This is a genomic window from Alloalcanivorax profundimaris (assembly GCF_015265435.1).
Lineage (GTDB): Bacteria > Pseudomonadota > Gammaproteobacteria > Pseudomonadales > Alcanivoracaceae > Alloalcanivorax > Alloalcanivorax profundimaris.
The window spans coordinates 209,457-231,374 of record NZ_JABJWH010000036.1 but is presented as its reverse complement, the minus strand read 5'-3'; the positions used below and the strand labels follow the sequence as shown (position 1 = coordinate 231,374).

The 21,918-nt window shown below is 67.1% G+C and carries 20 protein-coding genes; 10 read left to right on the top strand and 10 right to left on the bottom strand.

The genetic code is table 11. From position 1 onward, the window contains the following. The first annotated feature begins 40 nt into the window (after nucleotides 1–40). A complete protein-coding gene (locus tag HMJ39_RS15745; protein WP_194298017.1) occupies nucleotides 41–2,131 on the top strand; it encodes a VIT and vWA domain-containing protein in 2,091 nt (696 codons plus the stop codon). Between the two features lie 86 nt (nucleotides 2,132–2,217). On the opposite strand, the gene HMJ39_RS15740 is transcribed toward HMJ39_RS15745, so the two are convergent. Then, complete coding sequence (locus HMJ39_RS15740) at nucleotides 2,218–2,898, bottom strand: SDR family oxidoreductase (protein WP_194298016.1); 681 nt, start codon at nucleotides 2,896–2,898, stop codon at nucleotides 2,218–2,220. Nucleotides 2,899–3,113: 215 nt separating this feature from the next. On the opposite strand from HMJ39_RS15740, the gene HMJ39_RS15735 reads away from it, so the two are divergent. From HMJ39_RS15735 to HMJ39_RS15725, 3 genes are all read left to right on the top strand, one after another. Beyond that, nucleotides 3,114–3,587, top strand: coding sequence for a peroxiredoxin (locus HMJ39_RS15735; protein WP_194298015.1), 474 nt, complete (start codon nucleotides 3,114–3,116; stop codon nucleotides 3,585–3,587). A 344-nt stretch (nucleotides 3,588–3,931) separates the two neighbouring features. Then, entirely contained in the window at nucleotides 3,932–5,926 is a 1,995-nt protein-coding gene (locus tag HMJ39_RS15730; protein ID WP_194298014.1) for a hypothetical protein, read from the top strand. 203 nt (nucleotides 5,927–6,129) lie between these two features. Then, nucleotides 6,130–6,957: a mechanosensitive ion channel family protein gene (locus HMJ39_RS15725; RefSeq protein WP_194298013.1), complete on the top strand. Its 828-nt coding sequence runs from the start codon at nucleotides 6,130–6,132 to the stop codon at nucleotides 6,955–6,957. 54 nt (nucleotides 6,958–7,011) lie between these two features. Here the strand turns inward: HMJ39_RS15725 and HMJ39_RS15720 are convergent, their stop codons facing one another. From HMJ39_RS15720 to HMJ39_RS15710, 3 genes are all read right to left on the bottom strand, one after another. Next, entirely contained in the window at nucleotides 7,012–8,793 is a 1,782-nt protein-coding gene (locus tag HMJ39_RS15720) for a thiamine pyrophosphate-requiring protein (RefSeq protein ID WP_194298012.1), read from the bottom strand. Nucleotides 8,794–8,816: 23 nt separating this feature from the next. Beyond that, nucleotides 8,817–9,995, bottom strand: a complete 1,179-nt coding sequence (locus tag HMJ39_RS15715; protein ID WP_228462406.1) for a pyridoxal phosphate-dependent aminotransferase — start codon at nucleotides 9,993–9,995, stop codon at nucleotides 8,817–8,819. A gap of 87 nt (nucleotides 9,996–10,082) precedes the next feature. Then, nucleotides 10,083–10,424, bottom strand: a complete 342-nt coding sequence (locus tag HMJ39_RS15710) for a DUF3301 domain-containing protein (RefSeq protein ID WP_194298010.1) — start codon at nucleotides 10,422–10,424, stop codon at nucleotides 10,083–10,085. 131 nt (nucleotides 10,425–10,555) lie between these two features. Between HMJ39_RS15710 and HMJ39_RS15705 the strand changes: the two genes are divergently transcribed. Both HMJ39_RS15705 and HMJ39_RS15700 read left to right on the top strand, forming a co-directional pair. Then, nucleotides 10,556–10,801 carry a hypothetical protein gene (locus HMJ39_RS15705; protein ID WP_228462405.1) on the top strand — a complete coding sequence of 82 codons (246 nt, stop codon included), beginning with the start codon at nucleotides 10,556–10,558 and terminating at the stop codon, nucleotides 10,799–10,801. Nucleotides 10,802–10,929: 128 nt separating this feature from the next. Beyond that, nucleotides 10,930–12,390 carry a catalase gene (locus tag HMJ39_RS15700; RefSeq protein ID WP_161382826.1) on the top strand — a complete coding sequence of 487 codons (1,461 nt, stop codon included), beginning with the start codon at nucleotides 10,930–10,932 and terminating at the stop codon, nucleotides 12,388–12,390. An 81-nt stretch (nucleotides 12,391–12,471) separates the two neighbouring features. Here HMJ39_RS15700 and HMJ39_RS15695 read toward each other — a convergent pair whose 3' ends face one another. After that, the gene (locus HMJ39_RS15695) at nucleotides 12,472–13,233 is read right to left on the bottom strand and encodes an ABC transporter permease (protein WP_161382827.1); all 762 of its coding nucleotides are present in this window, start codon (nucleotides 13,231–13,233) and stop codon (nucleotides 12,472–12,474) included. 1 nt (nucleotide 13,234) lies between these two features. Then, nucleotides 13,235–14,170, bottom strand: a complete 936-nt coding sequence (locus tag HMJ39_RS15690) for an ABC transporter ATP-binding protein (RefSeq protein WP_194298009.1) — start codon at nucleotides 14,168–14,170, stop codon at nucleotides 13,235–13,237. 117 nt (nucleotides 14,171–14,287) lie between these two features. Between HMJ39_RS15690 and soxR the strand changes: the two genes are divergently transcribed. Further along, the gene (soxR, locus tag HMJ39_RS15685) at nucleotides 14,288–14,770 is read left to right on the top strand and encodes a redox-sensitive transcriptional activator SoxR (RefSeq protein WP_161382829.1); all 483 of its coding nucleotides are present in this window, start codon (nucleotides 14,288–14,290) and stop codon (nucleotides 14,768–14,770) included. Here the strand turns inward: soxR and ligD are convergent. Together ligD and HMJ39_RS15675 are read right to left on the bottom strand one after the other, a co-directional pair. Then, nucleotides 14,767–15,687, bottom strand: coding sequence for a non-homologous end-joining DNA ligase (ligD, locus tag HMJ39_RS15680; protein WP_161382830.1), 921 nt, complete (start codon nucleotides 15,685–15,687; stop codon nucleotides 14,767–14,769). The two genes, soxR and ligD, sit on opposite strands and share 4 nt — an antisense overlap. After that, a complete protein-coding gene (locus HMJ39_RS15675; protein ID WP_194298008.1) occupies nucleotides 15,680–16,291 on the bottom strand; it encodes a DNA polymerase ligase N-terminal domain-containing protein in 612 nt (203 codons plus the stop codon). The genes ligD and HMJ39_RS15675 overlap by 8 nt, the downstream gene beginning before the upstream one ends. A 144-nt stretch (nucleotides 16,292–16,435) precedes the next feature. Between HMJ39_RS15675 and HMJ39_RS15670 the strand changes: the two genes are divergently transcribed. The 3 genes from HMJ39_RS15670 (at nucleotide 16,436) to thpD (ending at nucleotide 19,854) form a co-directional block, all read left to right on the top strand. After that, the gene (locus tag HMJ39_RS15670; RefSeq protein WP_194298007.1) at nucleotides 16,436–17,266 is read left to right on the top strand and encodes an HAD family hydrolase; all 831 of its coding nucleotides are present in this window, start codon (nucleotides 16,436–16,438) and stop codon (nucleotides 17,264–17,266) included. Nucleotides 17,267–17,363: 97 nt separating this feature from the next. Beyond that, nucleotides 17,364–18,794 (top strand): amidase, encoded by a 1,431-nt coding sequence (locus HMJ39_RS15665; protein WP_194298006.1) that lies wholly within the window; start codon nucleotides 17,364–17,366, stop codon nucleotides 18,792–18,794. A gap of 124 nt (nucleotides 18,795–18,918) precedes the next feature. Beyond that, entirely contained in the window at nucleotides 18,919–19,854 is a 936-nt protein-coding gene (thpD, locus tag HMJ39_RS15660) for an ectoine hydroxylase (protein ID WP_194298005.1), read from the top strand. On the opposite strand, the gene mmsB is transcribed toward thpD, so the two are convergent. Both mmsB and HMJ39_RS15650 read right to left on the bottom strand, forming a co-directional pair. Then, the gene (gene mmsB / locus HMJ39_RS15655; protein WP_161382835.1) at nucleotides 19,835–20,731 is read right to left on the bottom strand and encodes a 3-hydroxyisobutyrate dehydrogenase; all 897 of its coding nucleotides are present in this window, start codon (nucleotides 20,729–20,731) and stop codon (nucleotides 19,835–19,837) included. The two genes, thpD and mmsB, sit on opposite strands and share 20 nt — an antisense overlap. Before the next feature lie 10 nt (nucleotides 20,732–20,741). Beyond that, nucleotides 20,742–21,893 (bottom strand): acyl-CoA dehydrogenase family protein, encoded by a 1,152-nt coding sequence (locus HMJ39_RS15650; protein ID WP_194298004.1) that lies wholly within the window; start codon nucleotides 21,891–21,893, stop codon nucleotides 20,742–20,744. Nucleotides 21,894–21,918 lie beyond the last annotated feature (25 nt).

The window sequence follows — 21,918 nt, the reverse complement described above, 5'->3', positions numbered from 1 at the left end:
GTATCAATTGAACGGCGTTTAATAAACATAGGAGAACGTCATGGTTTCCTTTACCTCTTGGGCGCGGCGTCTGGCGGGCGGCCTGACGCTGCTGCTGGTTGCCGCTTCCGCCCAGGCGGCGGGCCTGATGACCCCCACGGAAGGCGGCGTGCCGCCCCTGGAACTGCGCGAGCAGCACGTCACCGTGGACGTGGAGGACGGCTACGCCATCACCGAGGTGGAGCAGGTGTTCCACAACCCCCACGACCGGGACCTGGAGGCGCATTACCGCTTCCCGGTGCCGGAAAAAGGCACGGTGGCGGAGTTCACCGTGTGGATCGACGGCAAACCGGTGGTGGGCGAGGTACTGCCCCGGGAAAAGGCCCGCCAGGTGTATGAACAGGAAAAAGCCGCCGGCCGGGAAGCCGGGCTCACCGAGAAGGACCAGTACAAGGCGTTCGACGTGCGGGTGAGCCCGGTGCGTGGCGGCGTCGACACCCGGGTGCGGCTGGTCTACATGCAGCCCGCCGGCGTCGACACCGACGTGGGCCGCTACGTCTATCCCCTGGAAGAGGGCGGCGTGGACCAGCGCCAGCTGGATTTCTGGACCGCCAACGAACGGGTGGAGGAGCACTTCACCTTCACTCTCAACCTGCGCGCTGGCTACCCGGTGGCGGCGGTAAGGGTACCGGACCAGCCCGGCGCCGCCGTCACCCAACAGGGCCCGCGCCAATGGCGGGTAACCCTGGACAACCGGCCCGCCGCGCCGGGGACCGGCGAGCCGGCCACCGGGGAGGGCGTGGAGTCAGGTGCCGAGCGGGAGGCCGCCGTGGCCGGCGACGGCAAGCCGGCGTTCCGGCTCGACCGGGACATCGTGGTCTACTGGCGCCATCCGGAGGACCTGCCCGGCACCGTGGATCTGGTGGCCTACAAGGCGCCGGGCTCGGACCGGGGCACCTTCATGATGAGCCTCACCCCTGGTGATGATCTCCCCCCGGTCAGCGGCGGCCGCGACTGGGTGTTCGTGCTCGACGTGTCCGGCTCCATGGCTGGCAAGCTGGCCACCCTGGCGGATGGCGTGGGCAAGGCCCTGGGCCGGCTCCAGCCGGAGGACCGCTTCCGCATCGTGCTGTTCAACGACGGTGTCCGCGAGCTCACCGACGGTTTCGTGGCGGTGACGCCGGCGGCGGTGAACGACCACGTGACCCGGGTCGCCGGTTTGCGGTCTTCCGGCGGCACCAACCTGTATGACGGCCTGAAAAGCGGCTTGAAGACCCTGGACGATGACCGCCCCACCGGCATCGTTCTGGTCACTGACGGTGTCGCCAACGTGGGCGTCACCGCGCAAAAACGGTTCCTCGAACTGCTCGATAAGCGTGACGTTCGCCTGTTCACCTCCATCATGGGCAACAGCGCCAACCGCCCGCTGCTCACCGCGCTCACCGACGCCAGCAACGGCTTCGCCCTGAGCGTTTCCAACAGCGATGACATCGTTGGCCGGCTGATGCAGGCCACCGGCAAGCTCACCCACCAGGCCATGAACGACGTGCGCCTGGACATCGACGGCGTGAAAACCGCCGACCGCACGCCGGCGCGCATCGGCTCCGTATACCGTGGCGAGCGCATCGTGCTGATGGGGCATTACTGGGGCGACGGCCCCGCGGACGTGACCCTGAGCGCCCGGGTGGGCGGCCAGGAGCGGCAATACCACAGCCGCTTCACCTTCCCGGAACAGGGCGGCGACAACCCGGAACTGGAACGGCTGTGGGCCTACGCCACCATCCAGGATCTGGCCCGGGAGCGGGATAACTTCGGCGCCGACGCCGACCTGGAGGACGCCATCACCGACCTGGCCCTGGAGTACGGCCTGGTCACCGATTACACCTCCATGGTGGTGCTGCGCGATGAGGTGTTCGAGGAATACGGCATCGAGCGCCGCAACGCCGACCGCCGTGATCTGGAGCGGCTCGCCAAGGCCCGCCGCGAAGCCAGCGCGCCGGCCTCCAACCGGGCCGACCAGAGCCAGCCCATGTTCCAGCAACCGCGCGCTTCCATGGGCGGCGGCGGTGGCAGCGGCGGCGCCGCCGGCCCCTGGTCCTGGCTGCCGTTCCTGGTCATGGCCGTGGCCGGCCTGCTGCGCCGCCGCCGCTAGGCCAGCCCGTCCAGAAAATTACCGATCGGGAAAATGTTCGCCTACGGGACATGCAATCAGCGAAATACTCCCGATCGGTATGATTTTTACCAGGGCAGCACCGAGCCGTCGGAGTGCCAGAAGGTGCCGGTGTTGTCCAGGTTCAGCTCGTCCATGCGCTGCACCAGCCGGTGGGCGGCCTGCTCCGGGGTGATGTGGCCGGTGTGGCCGGTCATGTCGGTTTTCACGTAGCCCGGGTGCAGGATCGCCACGGCCACGCCCCGGTCCTTGAGGTCCACGGCCAGGGATTTGCCGGCGGCGTTGAGGCCGGCCTTGCTGATCCGGTAGCCGTACTTGCGGCCGGAGTCGTTGTCCTCGATGGACCCCATGCGGGAGGTCATCAGGCCGACCCGGGCGCCGTCGCTCAGGTTGTCGAGCAGCGCGTGAGTGACGCGCAGCGGCCCCAGGGTGTTCACTTCGAACTGCTTCTCGATGGTGTCGAAGTTCATGTCCTCCAGGGTTTCGCTTTCCATGATCCCGGCGTTGTTGTAGAGCACGTCCACTTCCGTGTCGCCGAGCTCTTCCTTGAGCGCGGCCACGTCCTCCGCCTTGCTGACGTCATAGCCTTCCAGCACGCGGATGCCGAGATCGTGCAGGTCTTCCTCGCCCTTCTTCTCCGCCGGGCTGCGGCACACGGCGATAACGTGGTTGCCACGCGCCTTCCACAGGCGCGCCATGTCGTAGCCGATGCCGCGATTGGCGCCGGTGATCACGATGGTCTGGCTCATGGCCTGTACTCCCTTGCCTTTGCAATGAATGTTTGCCGCTGCAATGAATGCGTGGGTGTCAGCCTGGGGCCGGTTGGCCGCCGCTTCAAACCGATGGCGGCAAAGGCAACACTCTTTTACGTTGCCGGCGGTGCCCGGGTGCCTGGCCGGCTCGGCGCGGCGCCGTCCGGTCTGGTACATTCGAGGTCCTTTTCCGCAACCCACAGGACACGACCATGACCATTGCCGTAGGCGACAAACTCCCCGACGTGACCATCAAGACCAACGGCGCCCAGGGCCCGGAGGATCTGTCCACCGGTGAGTTCTTCAAGGGCCGCAAGGTAGTGCTGTTCGCGGTGCCCGGCGCCTTCACGCCGGGTTGTTCCAATACCCACATGCCCGGCTTCGTGGTGCACGCCGACGAGATTCTGCAAAAAGCCGACGCCATTGCCTGCATGGCGGTGAACGACGCCTTCGTGATGGGCGCCTGGCAGGACAACCAGAACGCCGAGAAGATCACCATGCTGGCGGATGGCAACGCCGAGCTGACCAAGGCGCTGGGCCTGGAACTGGACGCCTCCGGCGCCGGCCTGGGCATTCGCTCCAAGCGCTTCGCGCTGATCGCCAACGACGGCGTGGTGGAATACCTGGGCGTGGACGCCAAGGGCGTGGAGGACAGCAGCGCGGAAACCGTGCTCAAGCAGCTCTGAGCCGCGCCGACGCGCCGACGAGGCGGCGCCCGGGTTCCGCCCGGGCGCCGTTTTTTGTGTTTGTACGACAGTGCCACAATGGCTGGCCGATACCATGCTAATGGTTATAAACAAGTAGTCACTCAGCACTTTTCGATATTTTGGCCCGATTTGACCGTAAAAGATCATGAAATTGTTACATGGGGCACACAAGGCGGTTTCCTAACGTTGCCATTGAGTGCCCCCGTAACAGCTCTTAAAGCATGACCTACATAGTTTCATAGCCACCCTTTGTACATTCCATTCATGCATTACCGGCGCGTGGGGCGTCGGGCAATGGATTCCTTTTCATGGAGGGTGGAGACATGGTCAGCTCACTGGCTAAACAACTACTACTGATTCTCATGGTGGCGGCGCTGGCCGCTTGTGGTGGCGGCGGCGGCAGCAGCGGCGGCCCGAGCGACAACGGCGGTGGCGGCGCGGAAACGCCCAATACGCCGGACAATCCCGATGATCCGGACAACCCCGATAACCCGGATAACCCCGACGACCCGGACAACCCGGATGAGCCCGGCGACCCCGACGACGGTCTGGACGATGAGGAGCAGGCTGAGGCACTGAGCCTGATCGACACCAGCAACCACTTCACCGCCTCGGTTTGCCCGGGCACCGTGCTGGACGTGCCCCTGGGTAACGCCATCGACACCGTGACCTGCGAGAACGAAGCGCTGGAAAACATCTCCCTGGGCAACGACAACCTGCTCGGCCTGGTGTGCGCGGACAGCGTCGCCAGCACCGACACCGCCCTGGTGGAAAGCCTGGCGGACGTGGAGTTCCTGCCCAACTGCGTGATGGAAAGCACCGTTTACCTGAAGAACACCATCACCGGCCTGCTGGACGGCACCAGCCCGGTGACCCAGGAGCTGTGCCCGAACGCGGACAACCCGGTGACCTGCGTGGTGGATGTGCTGGAAACCACCCCGGACACCCTGCAGAGCGTGTTCACCGTGCTCGGTTGCGAGGACGCGCTCAATCCGCAGACCTGCCTCACCGGCGTGGCCAACAACCTGGCCAGCGGCGAGCTGCTCATCAGCACCGCCAACACCCTGTCCACCGCGGTGTGCCCGGTGGCCAGCAACGAAGGCGAATTCGATCCCCAGGCCTGTGTCACCGAGGTGCTGCAGGGCGTGGGCTCGGTGCTCAACCTGAGCGGTCTGCCCGGCGTGGATGAAATCTGCGGCGACACCGCCGACCCGCTGTCCTGTCTGCTGGAATCCGGCGAACTGCTGGCCCCGGTTACCGACGCCCTGGGTGGCGTGCCGGTGGTGGGCGAGCTGGTGAACAGCCTGATGGGCGCCATTGAAACCGATCCGGGCAACCTGGACCTGCTGCAAACCCTGCCGGAGCTGGTGGCCAACATCCCGGTAATCGGCGACCTGGTCGGCGACGCCCTGGCCGGCGGCGGTGACGACGCCAACCCCCTGTTCGCGCTGCTCGACCAGCTTCAGGGTCTGCCGGAACTGGTGGCCGAAGTGCCGGTGCTGGGTGATCTGCTCAACGGTCTGGCCGGCGGCGACAGCGGCTCCCTGCCCCTGGACCAGCTGGACCTGGAAGGCCTGGCCGAAGCCCTGAGCAGCGGCGACCTGACCCAGCTCAGCGCCCCGGTGCAGGACGTGCTCAATCAGGTGCCGGTGCTCGGCCCCCTGGTCGGCCAGCTGCTCGGCGCCGTGAACTGCGAATCCGGTGACCCGCTCACCTGCCTGACCTCCGCCAGCGACCAGCTCGGCCAGATCAGCGACCTGGTGGGCCAGGTGCCGGTGCTGGGCGATCTCCTCAACCCGCTGATCGCGGCCCTGCTGGACGCCACCGGCGGCGGTGAAGGCGGCGATCCCCTGGCTATCCTCACCGACTCCCTGGAGCAACTGCCGGTGGCCGGCGACCTGCTCAACCAGGTGCTCGGCACCCTGCTGGGCGGCGAGGGCGGCGTGGATCCGTCCAACCCCGGTGACCTGCTCAACCCGGCCACCGATCTGCTCGGCCAGGTGCCGGTGCTGGGTGAACTGGCCACCAACCTGCTCGGCGGGCTGCTGGACGGCGGCGCCCTGGAAGGCGAAGCCGGCCTGGAGAACCTGCTTGGCGGTCTGATCGGCGACAACGGCGCCCTGGTGCCGGCGCTGGGCGATCTGCTGGAGCAGATTCCCGCCCTGGGCGAGCCCCTGGTCACCGTGCTGGACACCGTGGCCGGCGACGACGGCCTGCTGGAACAGCTGCTCAACCCGATCGCCGACGTGCTGGAAGGCATCCCCGGCCTGGGCGACCTGTTCGGTGGCCTGCTGGATGCCCTGTTCGGCTGGACCTGATCCTCTTTGCCTCACTTGAAGTGCCATCATGCCCCGGCTTTCGCCGGGGCTTTTTTGTGGTGGTAACACGGCAGGAGCGACCTCCGCGGCGTGGTGCCCGAGTCAGGGCGCCATTTGTAAAATGCGACCCGGCGTCTGGACAGCGGCGCCCGGCTCCGTAAGGCTTAACGCTTTCTTCACGGTTTTAACGGAGCGCGCATCTGATGGACGACTACATGGGGCAGTTGCAGACGTTTTTTAACGACAACCTGGTGCCTTACGCCTGGAACATCGTCGCCGCCTTGCTGATTTTCCTGATCGGCCTGTGGGTGGTGGCGAGGCTGAGCAAGTGGCTGCAGAACCTGATGGGCAAGCGCCTGGACAGCACCATCGCCAAGTTTCTGGGGCGCATCATCCATGTGTTGCTGTTCCTGTTCGTGGTGATCGCCGCCCTGGACCGCCTGGGCGTGAAAACCACCTCCCTGGTGGCCATTCTCGGCGCCGCCGGCCTGGCCGTGGGGCTGGCGCTGAAGGATTCGCTCAGCAACTTCGCCGCCGGCGTCATGCTGATCCTGTTCCGGCTGTTCCGCGAGGGGCATTACGTGGAAGTGGCGGGCACCAGCGGCACGGTGAAGGAAATCCGCATCTTCGCCACCGTCCTCACCTCGCCGGACAACAAGGTGATCACGGTGCCCAACGCGGAGATCCTGTCCAACAACATCGTCAACTATTCCGAGAAGCCCACCCGCCGCGTGGACATGGTGTTCGGCGTGTCCTACGACGCCGACCTGAGCCAGGTGAAGAAAATCCTCGAGGAGGTGGTGGCCGAGGACGAGCGCTGCCTGAAGGACCCGGCGCCCACCATCGTGGTCGGCGAGCTGGCGGACAGCTCGGTGAACTTCCTGTGCCGGCCCTGGGTGAACAGCGCCGACTACTGGCCGGTGAAATGGGGCATGACCGAGGAAGTGAAGCGCCGCTTCGACGCCGCCGGCATCGGCATTCCCTACCCGCAGATGGACGTGCACCTCAACCAGGCGGACGCCGAAGGCTGACCGGCCGACCGCCCGGCCTCCGCCGGGCGGTCGGCTTCACCGTTTCAAATACTCTCATCGCTTCAAATACTTGGCCGCCATCGCCTTCAGGGATTGGCGCAGTTCCGGCCCGGCTTCCGGGTCCCCCTTGAGGATGGATTCCATGTAGCCTCTCACCTGGCCCATCTCCAGGTGAGAGGGCAAGGGCGGCACATTGGCGTCCACCACCGCGTTGATCACCACCGGCCGGTCCGCCGCCAGGGCGGCGTCCAGCACTTCCGTGACCCGCTCGGCGCTGTCCAGGCGCAGGCCCCGCAAGCCCAGCATCTCCGCGTATTGGTCGTAGTCGAAATCCGGCAGGGCCTGTGAGGACTCGAACTTGGGGTCGCCTTCCATGACCCGCTGTTCCCAGGTCACCTGGTTCAGGTCCCGGTTATTGAGCACCAGCACCACCAGGCGCGGGTCCGCCCATTCCCGCCAGTACCGGGCCACCGTGATCAGGCCGTTGTTGCCAATCATCTGCATGGCGCCGTCGCCGACCATGGCGATCACCGGCCGGTCCGGGTGGGCGAACTTGGCGGCCAGGGCATAGGGCACGCCGTTGCCCATGGAGGCCAGGCCGCCGGAGGTGGAGCCCTGGACATCGTCGCCCACCTTCAGAAAACGCGCGTACCAGTCCGTGGCGGTGCCCACGTCCGCCGCCAGCAGAGCGCCGCGCGGCAGGCGCGGTGACAACTCCCAGAAAATCTTCTGGGGGTTCAGCGGGTCCGCCTCGGTGTTGGCCCGGGCCGCCACCGTGTCCCACCAGTCATTGATCTGTTCCTCCAGGTCCTGCCGCCAGGCGCGGTCCGCCTTGGGGGTGATCCGTTCCAACAGGGCCTTCAGCGTCGCGCCGGCATCGCCGTGCAGGTTCACCTCGGTGGGGTAGCGCAGCCCGAGATTGGCGGCATCGACATCGATCTGCACCGCCCGGGCCTGGCCGGATGCGGGCAGAAACTCCGCATAGGGAAAACTGGTCCCCACCATCAGCAGGGTGTCGCAATGGCGCATCATGCGGTCGCTGGGCTCGGTGCCCAGCAGGCCGATGGTGCCGGTCACTCCGGGGGCGTCGTCGGCAACCATGGTCTTGGCCAGCACCGCCTTGGCGATGCCGGCGCCCAGGGCGTTGGCCAGCTCCAGCAGTTGCGGAACCGCGTCCTTGACCCCGGCGCCGGCCAGGATCGCCACCTTTTCGCCGGCGTCGAGCACCTCGGCGGCGCGGTCCAGGTCCTGATCCAGGGGCAGGCGTAGCGAGGGCCGGTAGCCGACCCCGGACCAGGTGGCGCCGTGACCGTCCGGCGGCGCCTTCATGGCCGCATCCTGGACGTCGTTGGGCAGGATCACGCAGGTCACGGTGCGCTCCGCCTCGGCGATGCGCACGGCTCTGTCGACCACGTGGCGGGCCTGCTCCGGGGCCATCACCGTCTGTACATAGGCGCCCACGTCCTGGAATACGTTTTCCAGGTCCACCTCTTGCTGAAAGTCGGAGCCCAGACTGGCGCGGGCCTGCTGGCCGACCACGGCGACCACCGGCATATGATCCTTGGCGGCGTCGTACAGACCGTTGAGCGCGTGGATGGCGCCAGGGCCGGAGGTGGTCACCACCACCCCGGGACGGCCGGTGTACTTGGCGTGACCGCAGGCCATGAAGGCGGCCAGTTCCTCGTGGCGGGGTTGCACCAGGGTGATTTTGTCATCGGCCCGGCGCAGGGCGCTCATCACTCCGTTGATGCCGTCACCGGAATAGCCGAACACCCGATCGACGCCCCATTGATGGAGCCGGTCGACCAGGAAATCCGATACCGTCGCGGTACTCATACTGCCTCCTTTGCACTGTCTCTTCAGCCGATGAAGCGGCGCAGCCGCTCCAGGCCGGTGTCGATGGCTTCCATGTTGGCGGCGAACGACACCCGCAGCCGCCCCGGCGCGCCGAAGCCGCTGCCCGGGACGACCGCCACGCCGGCCTGGTGAAGCAGGGCCTCCGCAAGCTGATAGTCGTCGTCGATGCCGTCCAGCCCGGCGATCAGTTCACGGGCGTCCGGGAAGGCGTAGAAGGTGCCGTCCGAGGGCGCGCAGCAAACGCCGGGCAGGGCGTTCAGGGCGGGCACCACCCGGTCGTGGCGGCGCCGGTACTCGGCCGCCATGCGGCGCACCGGGGTCTGGTCACCGGTGAGCGCCTCGGTGGCGGCGTGCTGACTGATGGTGGCGGTGCCGGCGGTGCTCTGGCCCTGCACTTTCTTCAGACGGGCGAGCGCGTCCACCGGGCCGGCCACGAAGCCCACCCGCCAGCCGGTCATGGCGTAGGCTTTGGACACGCCGTTGACCAGGAAACAGCGGTCCGCCAGGTCCGGCGCCACATTGAGCAGATTCAGGAATGGCCGGCCGCTCCAGTTCAGGTGCTCGTAGATTTCGTCGCTGACCACCCACAAACGCGGGTGTCGGCGGATCACCGCCGCCAGCCGGCACAGCCGGTCCTCGTCATAGATCCGACCGGTGGGGTTGTTGGGGCTGTTCAAAAACAGCAGCCGGGTGCGGGCGGTGAAGCTGGCTTCCAGGCGATCCGGGTCCGGCAGATAGCCGTCCTCCGCGTCCAGGTCGAAGTACACCGGCTCGGCGCCGGCGAGAATCACCTGGGCTGGATAGGTGACCCAGTAGGGGCGCGGAATCATCGCTTCGTCGCCGGGCCCGAGTAGGGCCTGGCACAGGTCGAACAGGGCCTGTTTGGCACCGCAACCGACCAGCACCTGGTCGTCGCCGAACACCAGGTCGTTGTCGCGGCGGAATTTCTCGCGCACGGCGGCTTTCAGATCCGGGCAGCCGTCCACCGCGGTGTAATGGGTGAAACCCCGGTCGATGGCCGAGTGGGCGGCTTCCTTGATCGCCGCGGGGGTATCGAAATCCGGCTCGCCGGCGCCCAAACGCGCCACCCGTTCGCCGCCGCGCTGCAGAGCGGCGGCCTCGGCGTTGATCTTCAACGTCAGCGAGGGTTGGATATTCTCCACGCGATGCGAAAACGACATGGGTAACTCCATTGACCGTTTCGCACAGGGGTACGCCCATGGGGCCGGCGTGGGCAAGGTGGGAAGACAAAAAGGTGTAAAAGCCGGTCAGTGAAGCTGATCCGGCTCCTGGCTGAAGCGGTGCGGCGGCAGGGTCACCCGCACCACCCGGTCGCCGGTCACCAGGGTTTCGCCCCGGTAGCGCTCGCCGCCGGTGACCGTGAACTCGAACTCGTAAACCCGCCACAGGCGCAGCCGGCCTTCGCCGTCCCGGCGCAGCCGCAGGCGCTTGAGGCCCACGGTCTGGTCGAGCAGCAGCACTTCCTCGCGCTCGCAATGCCGGCGGGTGACGCGCAGGGTCGTTTCGCGGATGCGCTGGGCCCGCCAGAACACGGCCGCGCCGATCACCAGGGCGGCCAGCAGCAGAAGGTCGGTGAGAGCCAGGTTCACGTTGGTTTCAATCCGCGGTCGTCATTATCGGTTCATGGTAAGCGCCGCCCGCGGGGAAGGAAACCGGGCGGCTGACCGGCGCCGGATGCCCTGGCATCATGGCGGTATCGACGTTCACGTCGGGAGCCAGCATGAGCGCATTGATGGATCGACTGCGGCGCCTGTTCCGGCGCCGCCCGGAACCGGAGCCCCCCAGCCGGCCGCCGCCGCCCGCCATGGGCGAGGAGAGCGGTGCCCACGGCGGCGATGATCCGGAGCCCCTGCACCGGGGGCGCCGCCGCCTGAAGGAAACCTACACCAGCCACTGGGACCTGGACTATCTGCCCCGCGACGAAGTGGAGAAAATCCTCGACGACGAGGACCCTCACCGGCGCTGAAGATCAAACTTTGTAAAGCTCGCCATGGGCCCCTTCCCGGCCCCGCGCCACCTTGAGACGTTAGGGGAATTCCCCGACAGATCATGCGGACTTCAAAGCATGCGGACTTCAAGGAAGGTGACAGCACCATGAGCGATCAGCATCGTAATCCGACCACCAATGACGCCGGCAACCCGGTGGCCAGCGACGAACACGCCCTCTCCGTGGGCGCCGACGGTCCCATCGTGCTCCATGACCACTACCTCATGGAGCAGATGGCCGCCTTCAACCGGGAGATGATTCCCGACCGTCAGCCCCATGCCAAGGGCGGCGGCGCCTTCGGCCATTTCCAGGTCACCCAGGACGTGAGCCGCTACACCAAGGCGAAATTTCTCCAGAAGGGCACCAAAACCGATGTGGTGATCCGGTTCTCCACCGTCGCCGGCGAGGCGGGCAGCCCGGACACCTGGCGCGACCCGCGCGGTTTCGCGGTGAAGTTCTACACCGAGGACGGCAACTTCGACATGGTCGGCAACAATACGCCGGTGTTCTTCGTGCGCGACCCGATGAAATTCCAGCATTTCATTCACTCGCAGAAGCGCCGTGCCGACAACGGCCTGCGCGACAACGACATGCAGTGGGATTTCTGGACCCAGTCGCCGGAGTCCGCCCACCAGGTGGCCTGGTTGATGGGCGACCGGGGCGTGCCCGCCACCTGGCGCCATATGAACGGTTACTCCAGCCACACCTATATGTGGGTCAACGAAGACGGTGAGCGCTTCTGGGTGAAGTATCACTTCAAGACCGATCAGGGCATCAAGTGCATGACCCAGGAGCAGGCCGACCAGATGGCCGGCGCCGACGCCGATTACCACCGCCGGGATCTGTTCAAGGCCATCGAGCGCGGCGATTACCCGACCTGGACCCTGAACGTTCAGATCATGCCCTTCGAGGATGCCAAGACCTATCGCATCAACCCGTTCGATCTCACCAAGGTCTGGCCCCACGAGGACTATCCGCTGCACGAGGTGGGCAAGCTGACCCTGGACCGCAACCCCACGGACTTTCACAGCGAGATCGAGCAGGCGGCGTTCGAGCCCAACAACATGGTGCCCGGCACCGGCCTGTCCCCGGACAAGATGCTGCTGGCCCGTTCCGTGTCCTACGCCGACGCCCACCGCGCCCGGCTGGGCGTGAACTACAAGCAGCTTCCGGTGAACGAGCCCAGATGCCCGGTGCACAGCTACAGCAAGGGCGGCGCCATGCGCATCCGCAAGACCGAGGATCCGGTGTACGCGCCCAACACCAAGGGCGGCCCTGCGGCGGACCCGCACCGTTATCCGGAGCAGGCGGTATGGTCCGCGGACGGCGAGCTGGTGCGCGAGGCCTACACCCTTCGCCCCGACGACGGCGACTTCAACCAGGCCCATGACCTGGTCACCAAGGTGATGGATGACGCCGCCCGGGAGCGCCTGGTGAACAACGTGGCCGGGCACGTGCTCGACGGCGTGGAGGAGCCGGTGCTGTCCCGGGTGTTTGAGTACTGGCGCAACATCGACAAGGACATCGGCGAGCGCATCGAGAAGGCGGTGCGCGCCGAGAAGCAATAAGACCCCATTGTAGGAGCGGCTTCAGCCGCGATCCCGCGATCCGACAATCGCGGCTGAAGCCGCTCCTACGAATACTTGGGCTCAATCACGCAGCCGGTAACCAGTTTTGAAAATCCAGCCGATCAACCCGGCGCATACCAGCATGAACAGCACCGTCATGCCCAGGCTTACCCCCAGGTGCACGTCCGCCACGCCGTAGAAACTCCAGCGGAAGCCGCTCACCAGATAAACCACCGGGTTGAACAGCGTCACCGTTTCCCAGAACGGCGGCAACATGGACACCGAATAGAAGGTGCCGCCGAGAAAGGTCAGCGGCGTGACGATCATCATGGGAATGATCTGCAGCTTCTCGAACCCGTCCGCCCACACCCCGATGATGAAACCGAACAGGCTGAAGGTCACCGCGGTGAGCGCCAGGAAACCGACCATGGCGAACGGATGGGCGATCTGATAATCCACGAACAGCCGCGATGTGGCGAGAATCAGCAGGCCGAGAATGATCGACTTGCTGGCGGCGGCGCCCACGTAACCGAGCACGATTTCCAGCGGTGAGATCGGCGCCGACAGTACTTCGTAGATGGTGCCGGTGAACTTGGGCATGTAGATGCCGAACGAGGCGTTGGAAATGCTCTCGTTGAGCAGCATCAGCATCACCAGGCCGGGAATGATGAAGGCGCCGTAGCTGATGCCGTCGATTTCCACCATGCGCGAGCCGATGGCGGAGCCGAACACCACGAAGTAGAGCGAGGTGGAAATCACCGGGGATGCGATGCTTTGCAGCAGGGTGCGCCAGGTGCGTGCCATCTCGAACCGGTAAATGGCCTTTACGCCGTGCAGGTTCATGTCAGTCTCCCTTGCGACCGTTGTGGACCAGGTCCACGAAAATCTCTTCCAGCGAACTCTCGCGGGTGCGCAGGTCGCGGAAGGCGATGCCCTGCTCATCCAGACGGCGCAGCAGGCCGGCCACGTCGCCCTGGTCGTGACGGGCGTCGAAGCGGTACACCAGCTCCTGCCCCTCGGCCTCCAGGCTCAGCGGCAGATCGCTCAGTGCCTCGGGCAGTGTCGCCAGGGGTTCCGCCAGTTGCAGACGCAGCTCCTTGCGCCCGAGCTTGTCCATCAGCTCCCGGGTGCGTTCCACCAGCACGATCTCGCCGTGGTTGATCACGCCCACCCGGTCGGCCATCTCTTCCGCTTCCTCGATGTAGTGGGTGGTGAGGATGATGGTCACGCCCCGCTCGCGCAGGCCGCGCACCAGGTTCCACATGTCCCGGCGCAGCTCCACGTCGACGCCGGCGGTGGGCTCGTCCAGGAACAGGATGTCCGGCTCGTGGGCCAGCGCCTTGGCGATCATCACCCGGCGCTTCATGCCCCCGGAGAGCGCCATGATCTTGTCCTTGCGCTTGTCCCACAGGGACAGGTCGCGCAGCACCCGCTCCACATAGGCCGGATTGGCGGGCTTGCCGAACAGCCCCCGGCTGAAGGTCACCGTGGCCTGCACGGTTTCGAAGGCGTCCGTGGACAGCTCCTGGGGTACCAGGCCGATGCGCGACCGGGCCGCCCGGTAGTCGCGGCGGATATCGTGGCCGTCGGCGAGCACGGTGCCGGAACTGGCGTTGACGATGCCGCAGACGATGCTGATCAGCGTGGTCTTGCCGGCGCCGTTGGGGCCCAGCAGGGCGAAAATCTCGCCTTTGCGGATGCTCAGGTTCACGTCGCGCAGGGCGGTGAAGCCGGAGTCGTAGGTTTTGTTGAGCCGCTCGATCTGAATGACGTTGGACACGAATGCTCCTTGCCAATGGCCTGGGACCCGACATTCTAGAGAGGTCTTGTGAATCGGGCGAGGAGCGGGCAGCATGAAACCTTAACCATTGTTAAGGTCAATCTCCGGAGAGCGTCCATGGCCAGGATCACCGCCGCCAACATCGACAAGGCCCTCACCGTGGGTGAAGTGGCGGAACGCAGCGGCGTGGCGGTGTCCGCGCTGCACTTCTACGAACGCAAGGGGCTCATTCACAGCCGCCGCAGCGCCGGCAACCAGCGTCGCTACCACCGGGACGTGCTGCGCCGGGTGGCGGTGATCAAGGTGGCCCAGCGCATCGGTATTCCGCTGGCGGAGGTGGCGGAGGCACTGGCGTCCCTGCCGGAGGCGCGCAGCCCCAACGCGCGGGACTGGTCGCGGCTGTCCGCCCGTTGGCGCCAGGAGCTGGACGAGCGCATCCAGCGGCTCACCCAGCTGCGCGACCAGCTCAGCGACTGCATCGGCTGTGGGTGTCTTTCGATGACCGCCTGCCGGTTGCGCAACCCCGGCGATGAGTTGTCCGAGCACGGGCCCGGCGCCCGCCGCTGGGAAGGTGATCTCCCCGGCGGCCAGGCCGATTAGCCCTGGTCCCATTCCTCCAGGGCGTGTTCCAGCACCGCCGGGTCCGCCGCGTGGCGGGCCATGCCGGCCCAGGGGTCGTCCTTCTGGCCGAGCCGGCGGAACAGGTTGCCGAGGGTGTAGCGGCGCGGGCCCAGGGCCGGGTCGTCCAGTTCGTGCCAGTCCAGGGGCGTGGCCACCGGCGCGCCGGGGCGGGCGCGCACCGCGTAGGGGGCCACCGCGGTTTGCCCGAAGGCGTTGCGCTGGATGTCCAGGTAGAGCCGGCCGCGTCGTTTGTTCTTGCGCTGCTCGGTGGTGAGCTGATCCGGGTGGCGCGCCGCCAGATGGTCCGACAGCCGGCGGCAGGCGCGCCGCACCCGGTTGAAATCGGCCACCGGCTTGAGCGGCGCCACCACGTGCAGGCCCCGGGAGCCGGTGGTTTTCAGAAACGGGGTCAGGCCGGCCTGGCGCAAGGCGTCGCGCACCTGGCGCGCGGCCTGGCGTACCGGCTCGAAATCGCCGCCGGGCGGGTCCAGGTCGAACACCAGCTGGTCCGGCCGTTGCGGGCGGTCGGCGTGGCTGAGCCAGGCGTGCAGGGTGAGGGTGCCCTGGCCGGCCAGGTAGACCAGGTCGGCGGCCCGTTGGCACAGGATATGGTGGACCTCGCCAGTGTCGCCGCCATGATCCAGGCGCCGGCCTGGCAGCCAGTCCGGGAAGTGGTCGCTTCGATTCTGCTGGTAGAAGCCGTCCGCGCCGATGCCGTCCGGGAAGCGGTGCAGGGTGAGCGGCCGCTCGGCCAGATGCGGCAGCATCACCGGCGCCACCCGGCGATAGTAGTCGGCCAGGTCCGCCTTGGTCAGGCCGTCGTCCGGGAACAGCACCTTGTCCGGGTGGGAGAAGGGCACGGCGCGGCCGTCCACATCCAGGGTGGCGTCAGTCATGGTGGTCTCCCTCGTCCTGTTCCCGCCGGGCCTCCCGGGCGATGCCCGCCAGGGTGCGGCCGCTTTTCACCGAGCGGTTCTCGGTGGACACCGGGTTGCGCCGGGCGTCCGCCTGCTCGTCGTCCATCTTGATCAGTAGCCATTGGGGTTTGTCGCCGTCGCGGAAGCGCTTCAGGGCGTAGCCGCCGCGCAGCTTGTCGCCCTCCAGCCACACCTCCAGCAGGCCGTCTCGCCAGCCCTCGGCCATGGTTTTCGGCGGGTCCTTGTCGGCCAGCAGATTCCGGTAGCCGCCCTGGTCCCAGACCATCACGGTGCCGGCGCCATAGTGGCCCTTGGGGATCACGCCCTCGAAGTCGGCGTAGTCCAGGGGGTGATCCTCCACCTGCACCGCCAGCCGCTTGTCGCGGGGATCCGTGGACGGCCCCTTGGGCACCGCCCAGGATTTCAGGGCGCCGTCGAAGGCCAGGCGGAAGTCATAGTGGAGGTGGCTGGCGTCGTGTTTCTGGATCACGAATCGCGGCGCCCGGTCCTCGCCGCCGGCGGGTTCGCGGCTGGCCTCCAGGTTGCGTTTGCGGCGGTAGTCTTGAAGCCGGTCCTTGCTCATGGAAGGAGCATAGAACGGGGGCCCGGGAGATCGCCAGCGACGCGCGTCAAGAAAACCACTTCGCGGTTCGTCTTCACGCCGCTGTGGTACCGTTGGGCTTCCGGCATGGCACCCGTGCCGGAGGGCATACGGAGACGCGCGACCATGAGTATCCTGCAATTGCCGCACGCGCCGCCGGCGGCCGTCCTGATCGACTGGCACGCCACCCTGGTGGACACCCACGACGCCATGTACCACGCCGTGGACGACGTGCTGCCGCGCCTGGAGGAGCTGGGCCTCTGGGAGCGACTTCTGCGGCCGGAAGAGTCCAAGACCATCGAGGACGCCAAGCTGGTCAAGTACGTGCGCGAGCACCACAAGCTGCACCCCAAGATCACCGCCCAGCGCAAGATTTCCCGCACCGACATCTTCGAGGTGCTGTTCGGCGCCGACGGCGACGCCAAGCGGCGCATTCACCGGGCCTTCGACGACTGCTACAAGAACTACGTGGACGAAGTGCACCCCCTGGAGCCGGACATCCGCGCCCAGCTGGAGCGGCTGCGCGCCGCCGGCGTGCCGGTGGGGGTGATCTCCAACCGCAAGCGCGACTTCTTCGAGCACGAACTGGCCATCGTCGACGGCAGCGGCTGGCGGGACCTGTTCGACGTTACCGTGTGCGGCGACGACGTGGCGCACCGCAAGCCGGCCCCGGACATGCTGCTCAAGGCGTTGGCGGAGCTGGGGCTGGAACCCTCCGAGCGCTGCTGGTACGCCGGCGACAGCACCACCGACGTGATCGCCGCCAAGGACGCCGGGATCACCGCCATCTTCTACAACGGCGCGCACTGGTCGCAAAGCTGGCTGGACAAGATCTTTCCCGGCACGGTGAGCCACCCGCACCGGCCCGACGCGGTGGTGGACAGCATCGGCGGGCTGACCGGGCTGGCGCGGCGGATGCTGGCCAACGGCAAGCGGGTGGAGCGGGCGCGGGCCTGACGGGATTGGCCCGTTCTGATTTTGGCACCATGGTACAGTTTCGGCTCCGGGCGATACCGACCCCACCGGTATCGAATAACAAAAGGAGCCCCCGACCATGGGAACCCCGACCAACGACCCGCGCCAACGCCTGCACGCCTTCACCGACGACGCCCTGGGCGCGGACGACGCCACCGCCCTGGCCGAGCGCATCCGGCGCGGTGATGTGAGCGCCACCGACGCCGCCGAGGCGGCCATCGAACGCATCGGCCGGGTGGATCCGGTGCTCCAGGCGGTGGCCTGGGAAGCCTGGGACCGGGCCCGTGGCGAGGCCGCCCGGCCCGGCCGTGGCGCCTTCGCCGGCGTGCCCACCCTGATCAAGGACAACATCGACGTGGCCGGCCTGCCCAGCGGCCACGGCGCCCGCGCGGTGCGGCCGGGCCCGGCGGACAAGGACAGCGACTTCGCCCGCCAATTCCTGGATCAAGGCTTCACCCTGATCGGCAAGAGTCGCCTGCCCGATTTCGGCTTCAGCGCCAGCACCGAGTTCATGGACCAGCCGCCCACCCGCAACCCCTGGCACACCGATTATTCCTCCGGCGCCTCGTCCGGCGGCGCCGCCGCCCTGGTGGCCGCTGGCGCGCTGCCCATCGCCCATGGCAACGACGGCGGCGGCTCGATCCGCATTCCCGCCGCCTGCTGTGGCCTGGTGGGGCTCAAGCCCACCCGGGGCCGGCTGGTGAAATCCGAGGCCTCCCAGGCGCTGCCCGTGGATCTTATCGGCGAGGGCGTGCTGACCCGCAGCGTGCGCGACACGGCGCGCTTCTTCGCCGCCGCCGAGGGCTACTACCGCAACCCCAAGCTGCCGGCCATCGGCGAGGTCACCGGCCCGGGCAAGCGCCGCCTGAAGGTGGGGCTGGTGGTGGATTCCATCACCGGCCGCGCCACCGACGCCGCCACCCGCGCGGCGGTGGAAGACACCGCCCGCCTGCTGGCGGACCTGGGGCATCATGTGGAGGAGGCGCCGATTCCCCTGAAGCCGTCCTTCATCGACGACTTCGTCACCTACTACGGCATGATGGCGTTCATGGTGCGCACCTTCGGCCACCGGCTGTTCGGTCCTGGCTTCGACCGCGCCCGGCTGGACGACCTGACCCAGGGGCTGGCCGGCCATTACCGCAAGCGCATGCTCAAGACGCCGGCGGTGCTCTACCGGCTGCGGCGCAGCTGGCGGGAGTACGCCCGCGCCTTTGAAAACTACGACGTGGTGCTCTCGCCGGTGCTCGCCCACACCACGCCGAAGCTCGGTTACCTGAGCCCGACCCAGCCGTTCGAGACCCTGATCGAGCGTCTGATCCACTACGCCAGCTTCACCCCGGCCAACAACGCCTCCGGCAGCCCGGCGATCTCCCTGCCCCTGGGGGCCACGGCGGAAGGGCTGCCCATCGGCGTGCAACTGGCGGCGGTGCAGGGCGGCGAGCGCACCTTGCTGGAACTGGCCTACGAGGTGGAGGCGGCCCGGCCCTGGCGGCGCATTCAGGACGCTTGACCGCCCCCCTTGAAACCCTTTTGAGCGTCTTTATATTCACATTGCCAAGTCGGACCCGGGTCCCGGGCCGGCTTCAACATCGTTGCCAATCTGATTCTGATCCCAAATCTCAGGAGGTGATTTGATGTCAGTGCAGACGCAAGCCCGCCCCGCCCAAGCCGACGCCCGGCGGGATGATCCATACCCCACCCGTCTTTCCCGTCGCCCGGATTTGCCGTGGCTGAACCGTCGCGAGCCGGTGGTCCAGGGCCGTGCCGAGGACGGTCCGCTGAGCTCTTCGCAATTGGATGAGTTCGAACGCCGCGGCTTTCTGTTCGAGCCCGGTTTCCTGGGCGAAAACGAAGTGGCGGAACTCACCGGCACCCTGCATGAGTTGTTGAGCCGAGAGGAGTTCCGGGGCCGCGATTTCAGCGTCACCGAGCCGGGCAGCAAGGAAATCCGCTCCCTGTTCGCCGTGCATGTCCTGTCTGAACGATTTCGCGAACTAGCCGAGGATCCGCGCCTGCTCGGTCGGGTACGCCAGATTCTTGGCGGCGACGCCTACGTGCACCAGTCCCGCATCAATTACAAGCCCGGTTTCCATGGCAAGGGCTTCAACTGGCATTCCGATTTCGAGACCTGGCACGCCGAGGACGGCATGCCCGCCATGCACGCGGTGAGCGCCTCCATCGTGCTCACCGACAATCACGCTTTCAACGGGCCGCTGATGCTGATCCCCGGCTCCCACAAGGTGTTCGTGCCTTGCCTGGGAGAAACCCCGGACGACCATCACAAGCAGTCCCTGAAAACCCAAGAGTTCGGCGTGCCCGATAACCAGGTGCTCCGCGAGCTGATCGACCGGGGTGGCATCGAGGCGCCCACCGGCAAAGCCGGCGGTTTGCTCCTGTTCGACTGCAACACCCTGCACGGGTCCAACGCCAATATGTCGCCGGACCCGCGCAGTAATGTGTTCTTCGTCTACAACCGCCGTGACAATGTCTGCGTGGCGCCCTACGGGGCCCGTCGTCGGCGGCCCTGGTTCCTGGCCCACGAGCCGGGCGCTAGTCGTCCTGGCGCTTGAACTGGGTCAGGATGCTGGAAAAGTCCTTGCCGCCATGGCCCTGGTTGGCGTGGCTGGCGTACAGGCTGCGCGCCAGGGCGCCCATGGGGGTGGCCGAGCGGGTCGCCAGGGCGGCGGTGAGCGCCAGGCCCAGGTCCTTGTTCATCAGATTGACGCCGAAGCCGCCCTCGTAGTTGTTGGACGAGGGCACATTCGGCATCACCCCGGGCCAGGGGTTGTACACCTGCAACGACCAGTTGCTGCCGGAGCTGGCCTTCATGATCTCGGAGAGCACCGCCGGGTCCAGGCCGTGGTCGGCGCCCAGCTGCAGGGCCTCGGCGGTGCCGATCATGTGCACCGCCAGCAGCATGTTGTTGCAGATTTTCGCCACCTGACCGGCGCCGCTATCACCGGCGCGGAACACGTTCTTGCCCATGGCTTCGAGCACCGGACGGGCCTGTTCCACCGCCGCTTCCGGACCGCCGCAGATGAACGTCAGGGTGCCGGCCTTGGCGCCGCCCACGCCGCCGGACACCGGCGCGTCGATCATGGCGAGACCCCGTTGGGCCGCCGCGTCCGCCACCCGGCGGCTGGTGTCCGCGTCGATGGTGGAACAGTCGATGATCAGGGTGTCCGGGGCGATGCGCTCCAGCAGCCCGGGCTCGTCGCCGCCCAGGTAGAGGCCGGTGACCGCCGCCGCCGAGGGCAGCATGCTGATCACCACCTCGGCGCCGTCCACCGCCCGCGCCGGGGAGTCGGTGGTGTGCACGCCGCTTTCTTCCGCGGCCACCAGCAGGGCCGGCACCAGGTCGAAGGCGGTCACGTCGTGGCCGGCGGCGGCCAGGTTGGCGGCCATCGGCCCGCCCATGTTGCCGACGCCGAAAAATCCGATCTTCATGTTGTTCTCCTTATAAAAACGACAAATCCTTGAGCACCCGGCGGGCGATGATCACCCGCATGATTTCGTTGGTGCCCTCCAGAATCTGATGCACCCGGCTGTCGCGCACATAGCGCTCCAGCGGGTACTCCTTGATGTAGCCGTAGCCACCGTGCAGTTGCAGCGCCTGGTTGCAGACGTCGAAACACAGATCGGTGGCGAGCCGCTTGGCCATGGCGCAGTAGGTGCTTTTGTCGGCGTCGCCCTGGTCCAGCTTCCAGGCCGCCAGGCGCACCATCTGTTGCGCCGCCACCAGATGGGTGGCCATGTCCGCCAGGGCGAACTGGGTGTTCTGGAACTCGGCGATGGGCTGGCCGAACTGCTTGCGCTCGCCCACGTAGCCCTGGGCCTGGGTGAGCGCGGCGGTGGCGGCACCCAGGGAGCAGCTGGCGATATTGATGCGCCCGCCGTCCAGGCCGGCCATGGCGATGCGGAAACCCTGGCCCTCGTCGCCGATGCGCTGGTCCGCCGGCACCCGTACGTTCTCCAGGGTGATGGCCCGGGTGGGCTGGCTCTTCCAGCCCATCTTCTCCTCGTTGCGGCCATAGCTGACGCCCGGCGCGTCCGCCGGGATCGCGAAGCAGGAGATGCCGCCGGCACCGGGCCCGCCAGTGCGCGCCATCAGCACCAGCACATCGGTGTCGCCGGCGCCGGAAATGAACACCTTGGCCCCGTTGATGACGTAGTCATCACCATCGCGCTTCGCCGTGGTGGCCAGCGAGGCGGCGTCGGAGCCGGCGTTGGGTTCGGTGAGGCAGTAGGAGGCCAGCGCCTCGCCACTGATCAGCGGCGCCGCCCAGCGCGCCCGCACCGCGTCGCCGCCGAAGCGGGTCAGCATCCAGGTGGCCATGTTGTGGATGGTGATGAAGGCGGTGGTGGAGGTGCAGCCGGCGGCCAGTTGCTCGAACACCAGCGCCGCGTCCAGGCGGCTCAGGCCCAGGCCGCCGTGTTCCTCGTCACAGTACAGCGCGCAGAACCCCAGCTCGCCGGCGCGGCGGATGGTGTCCTTGGGAAACACGCTGCCCGTGTCCCAGTCAGCGGCGAACGGCGCCAGTTCCTTGTCGGCGAACTGGCGGGCGGTATCCCGGAACGCCTGTTGTTCTTCGTTGAGGGCGAAATCCACGTTTGATCCTCGCGCTTCGCGGCTC

Bases quoted from the DNA above. Each gene is read 5' to 3' on its own strand.
- HMJ39_RS15700 (WP_161382826.1), top strand. From the start codon at position 10,930: ATGAGCGATCAGCATCGTAATCCGACCACCAATGACGCCGGCAACCCG.
- HMJ39_RS15745 (WP_194298017.1), top strand. From the start codon at position 41: ATGGTTTCCTTTACCTCTTGGGCGCGGCGTCTGGCGGGCGGCCTGACG.
- HMJ39_RS15720 (WP_194298012.1), bottom strand. From the start codon at position 8,793: ATGAGTACCGCGACGGTATCGGATTTCCTGGTCGACCGGCTCCATCAA.
- HMJ39_RS15715 (WP_228462406.1), bottom strand. From the start codon at position 9,995: ATGTCGTTTTCGCATCGCGTGGAGAATATCCAACCCTCGCTGACGTTG.
- HMJ39_RS15675 (WP_194298008.1), bottom strand. From the start codon at position 16,291: ATGAGCAAGGACCGGCTTCAAGACTACCGCCGCAAACGCAACCTGGAG.
- HMJ39_RS15665 (WP_194298006.1), top strand. From the start codon at position 17,364: ATGGGAACCCCGACCAACGACCCGCGCCAACGCCTGCACGCCTTCACC.
- HMJ39_RS15730 (WP_194298014.1), top strand. From the start codon at position 3,932: ATGGTCAGCTCACTGGCTAAACAACTACTACTGATTCTCATGGTGGCG.
- soxR (WP_161382829.1), top strand. From the start codon at position 14,288: ATGGCCAGGATCACCGCCGCCAACATCGACAAGGCCCTCACCGTGGGT.
- ligD (WP_161382830.1), bottom strand. From the start codon at position 15,687: ATGACTGACGCCACCCTGGATGTGGACGGCCGCGCCGTGCCCTTCTCC.
- HMJ39_RS15740 (WP_194298016.1), bottom strand. From the start codon at position 2,898: ATGAGCCAGACCATCGTGATCACCGGCGCCAATCGCGGCATCGGCTAC.
- HMJ39_RS15695 (WP_161382827.1), bottom strand. From the start codon at position 13,233: ATGAACCTGCACGGCGTAAAGGCCATTTACCGGTTCGAGATGGCACGC.
- mmsB (WP_161382835.1), bottom strand. From the start codon at position 20,731: ATGAAGATCGGATTTTTCGGCGTCGGCAACATGGGCGGGCCGATGGCC.
- HMJ39_RS15725 (WP_194298013.1), top strand. From the start codon at position 6,130: ATGGACGACTACATGGGGCAGTTGCAGACGTTTTTTAACGACAACCTG.
- HMJ39_RS15670 (WP_194298007.1), top strand. From the start codon at position 16,436: ATGAGTATCCTGCAATTGCCGCACGCGCCGCCGGCGGCCGTCCTGATC.
- HMJ39_RS15735 (WP_194298015.1), top strand. From the start codon at position 3,114: ATGACCATTGCCGTAGGCGACAAACTCCCCGACGTGACCATCAAGACC.
- thpD (WP_194298005.1), top strand. From the start codon at position 18,919: ATGTCAGTGCAGACGCAAGCCCGCCCCGCCCAAGCCGACGCCCGGCGG.
- HMJ39_RS15705 (WP_228462405.1), top strand. From the start codon at position 10,556: ATGAGCGCATTGATGGATCGACTGCGGCGCCTGTTCCGGCGCCGCCCG.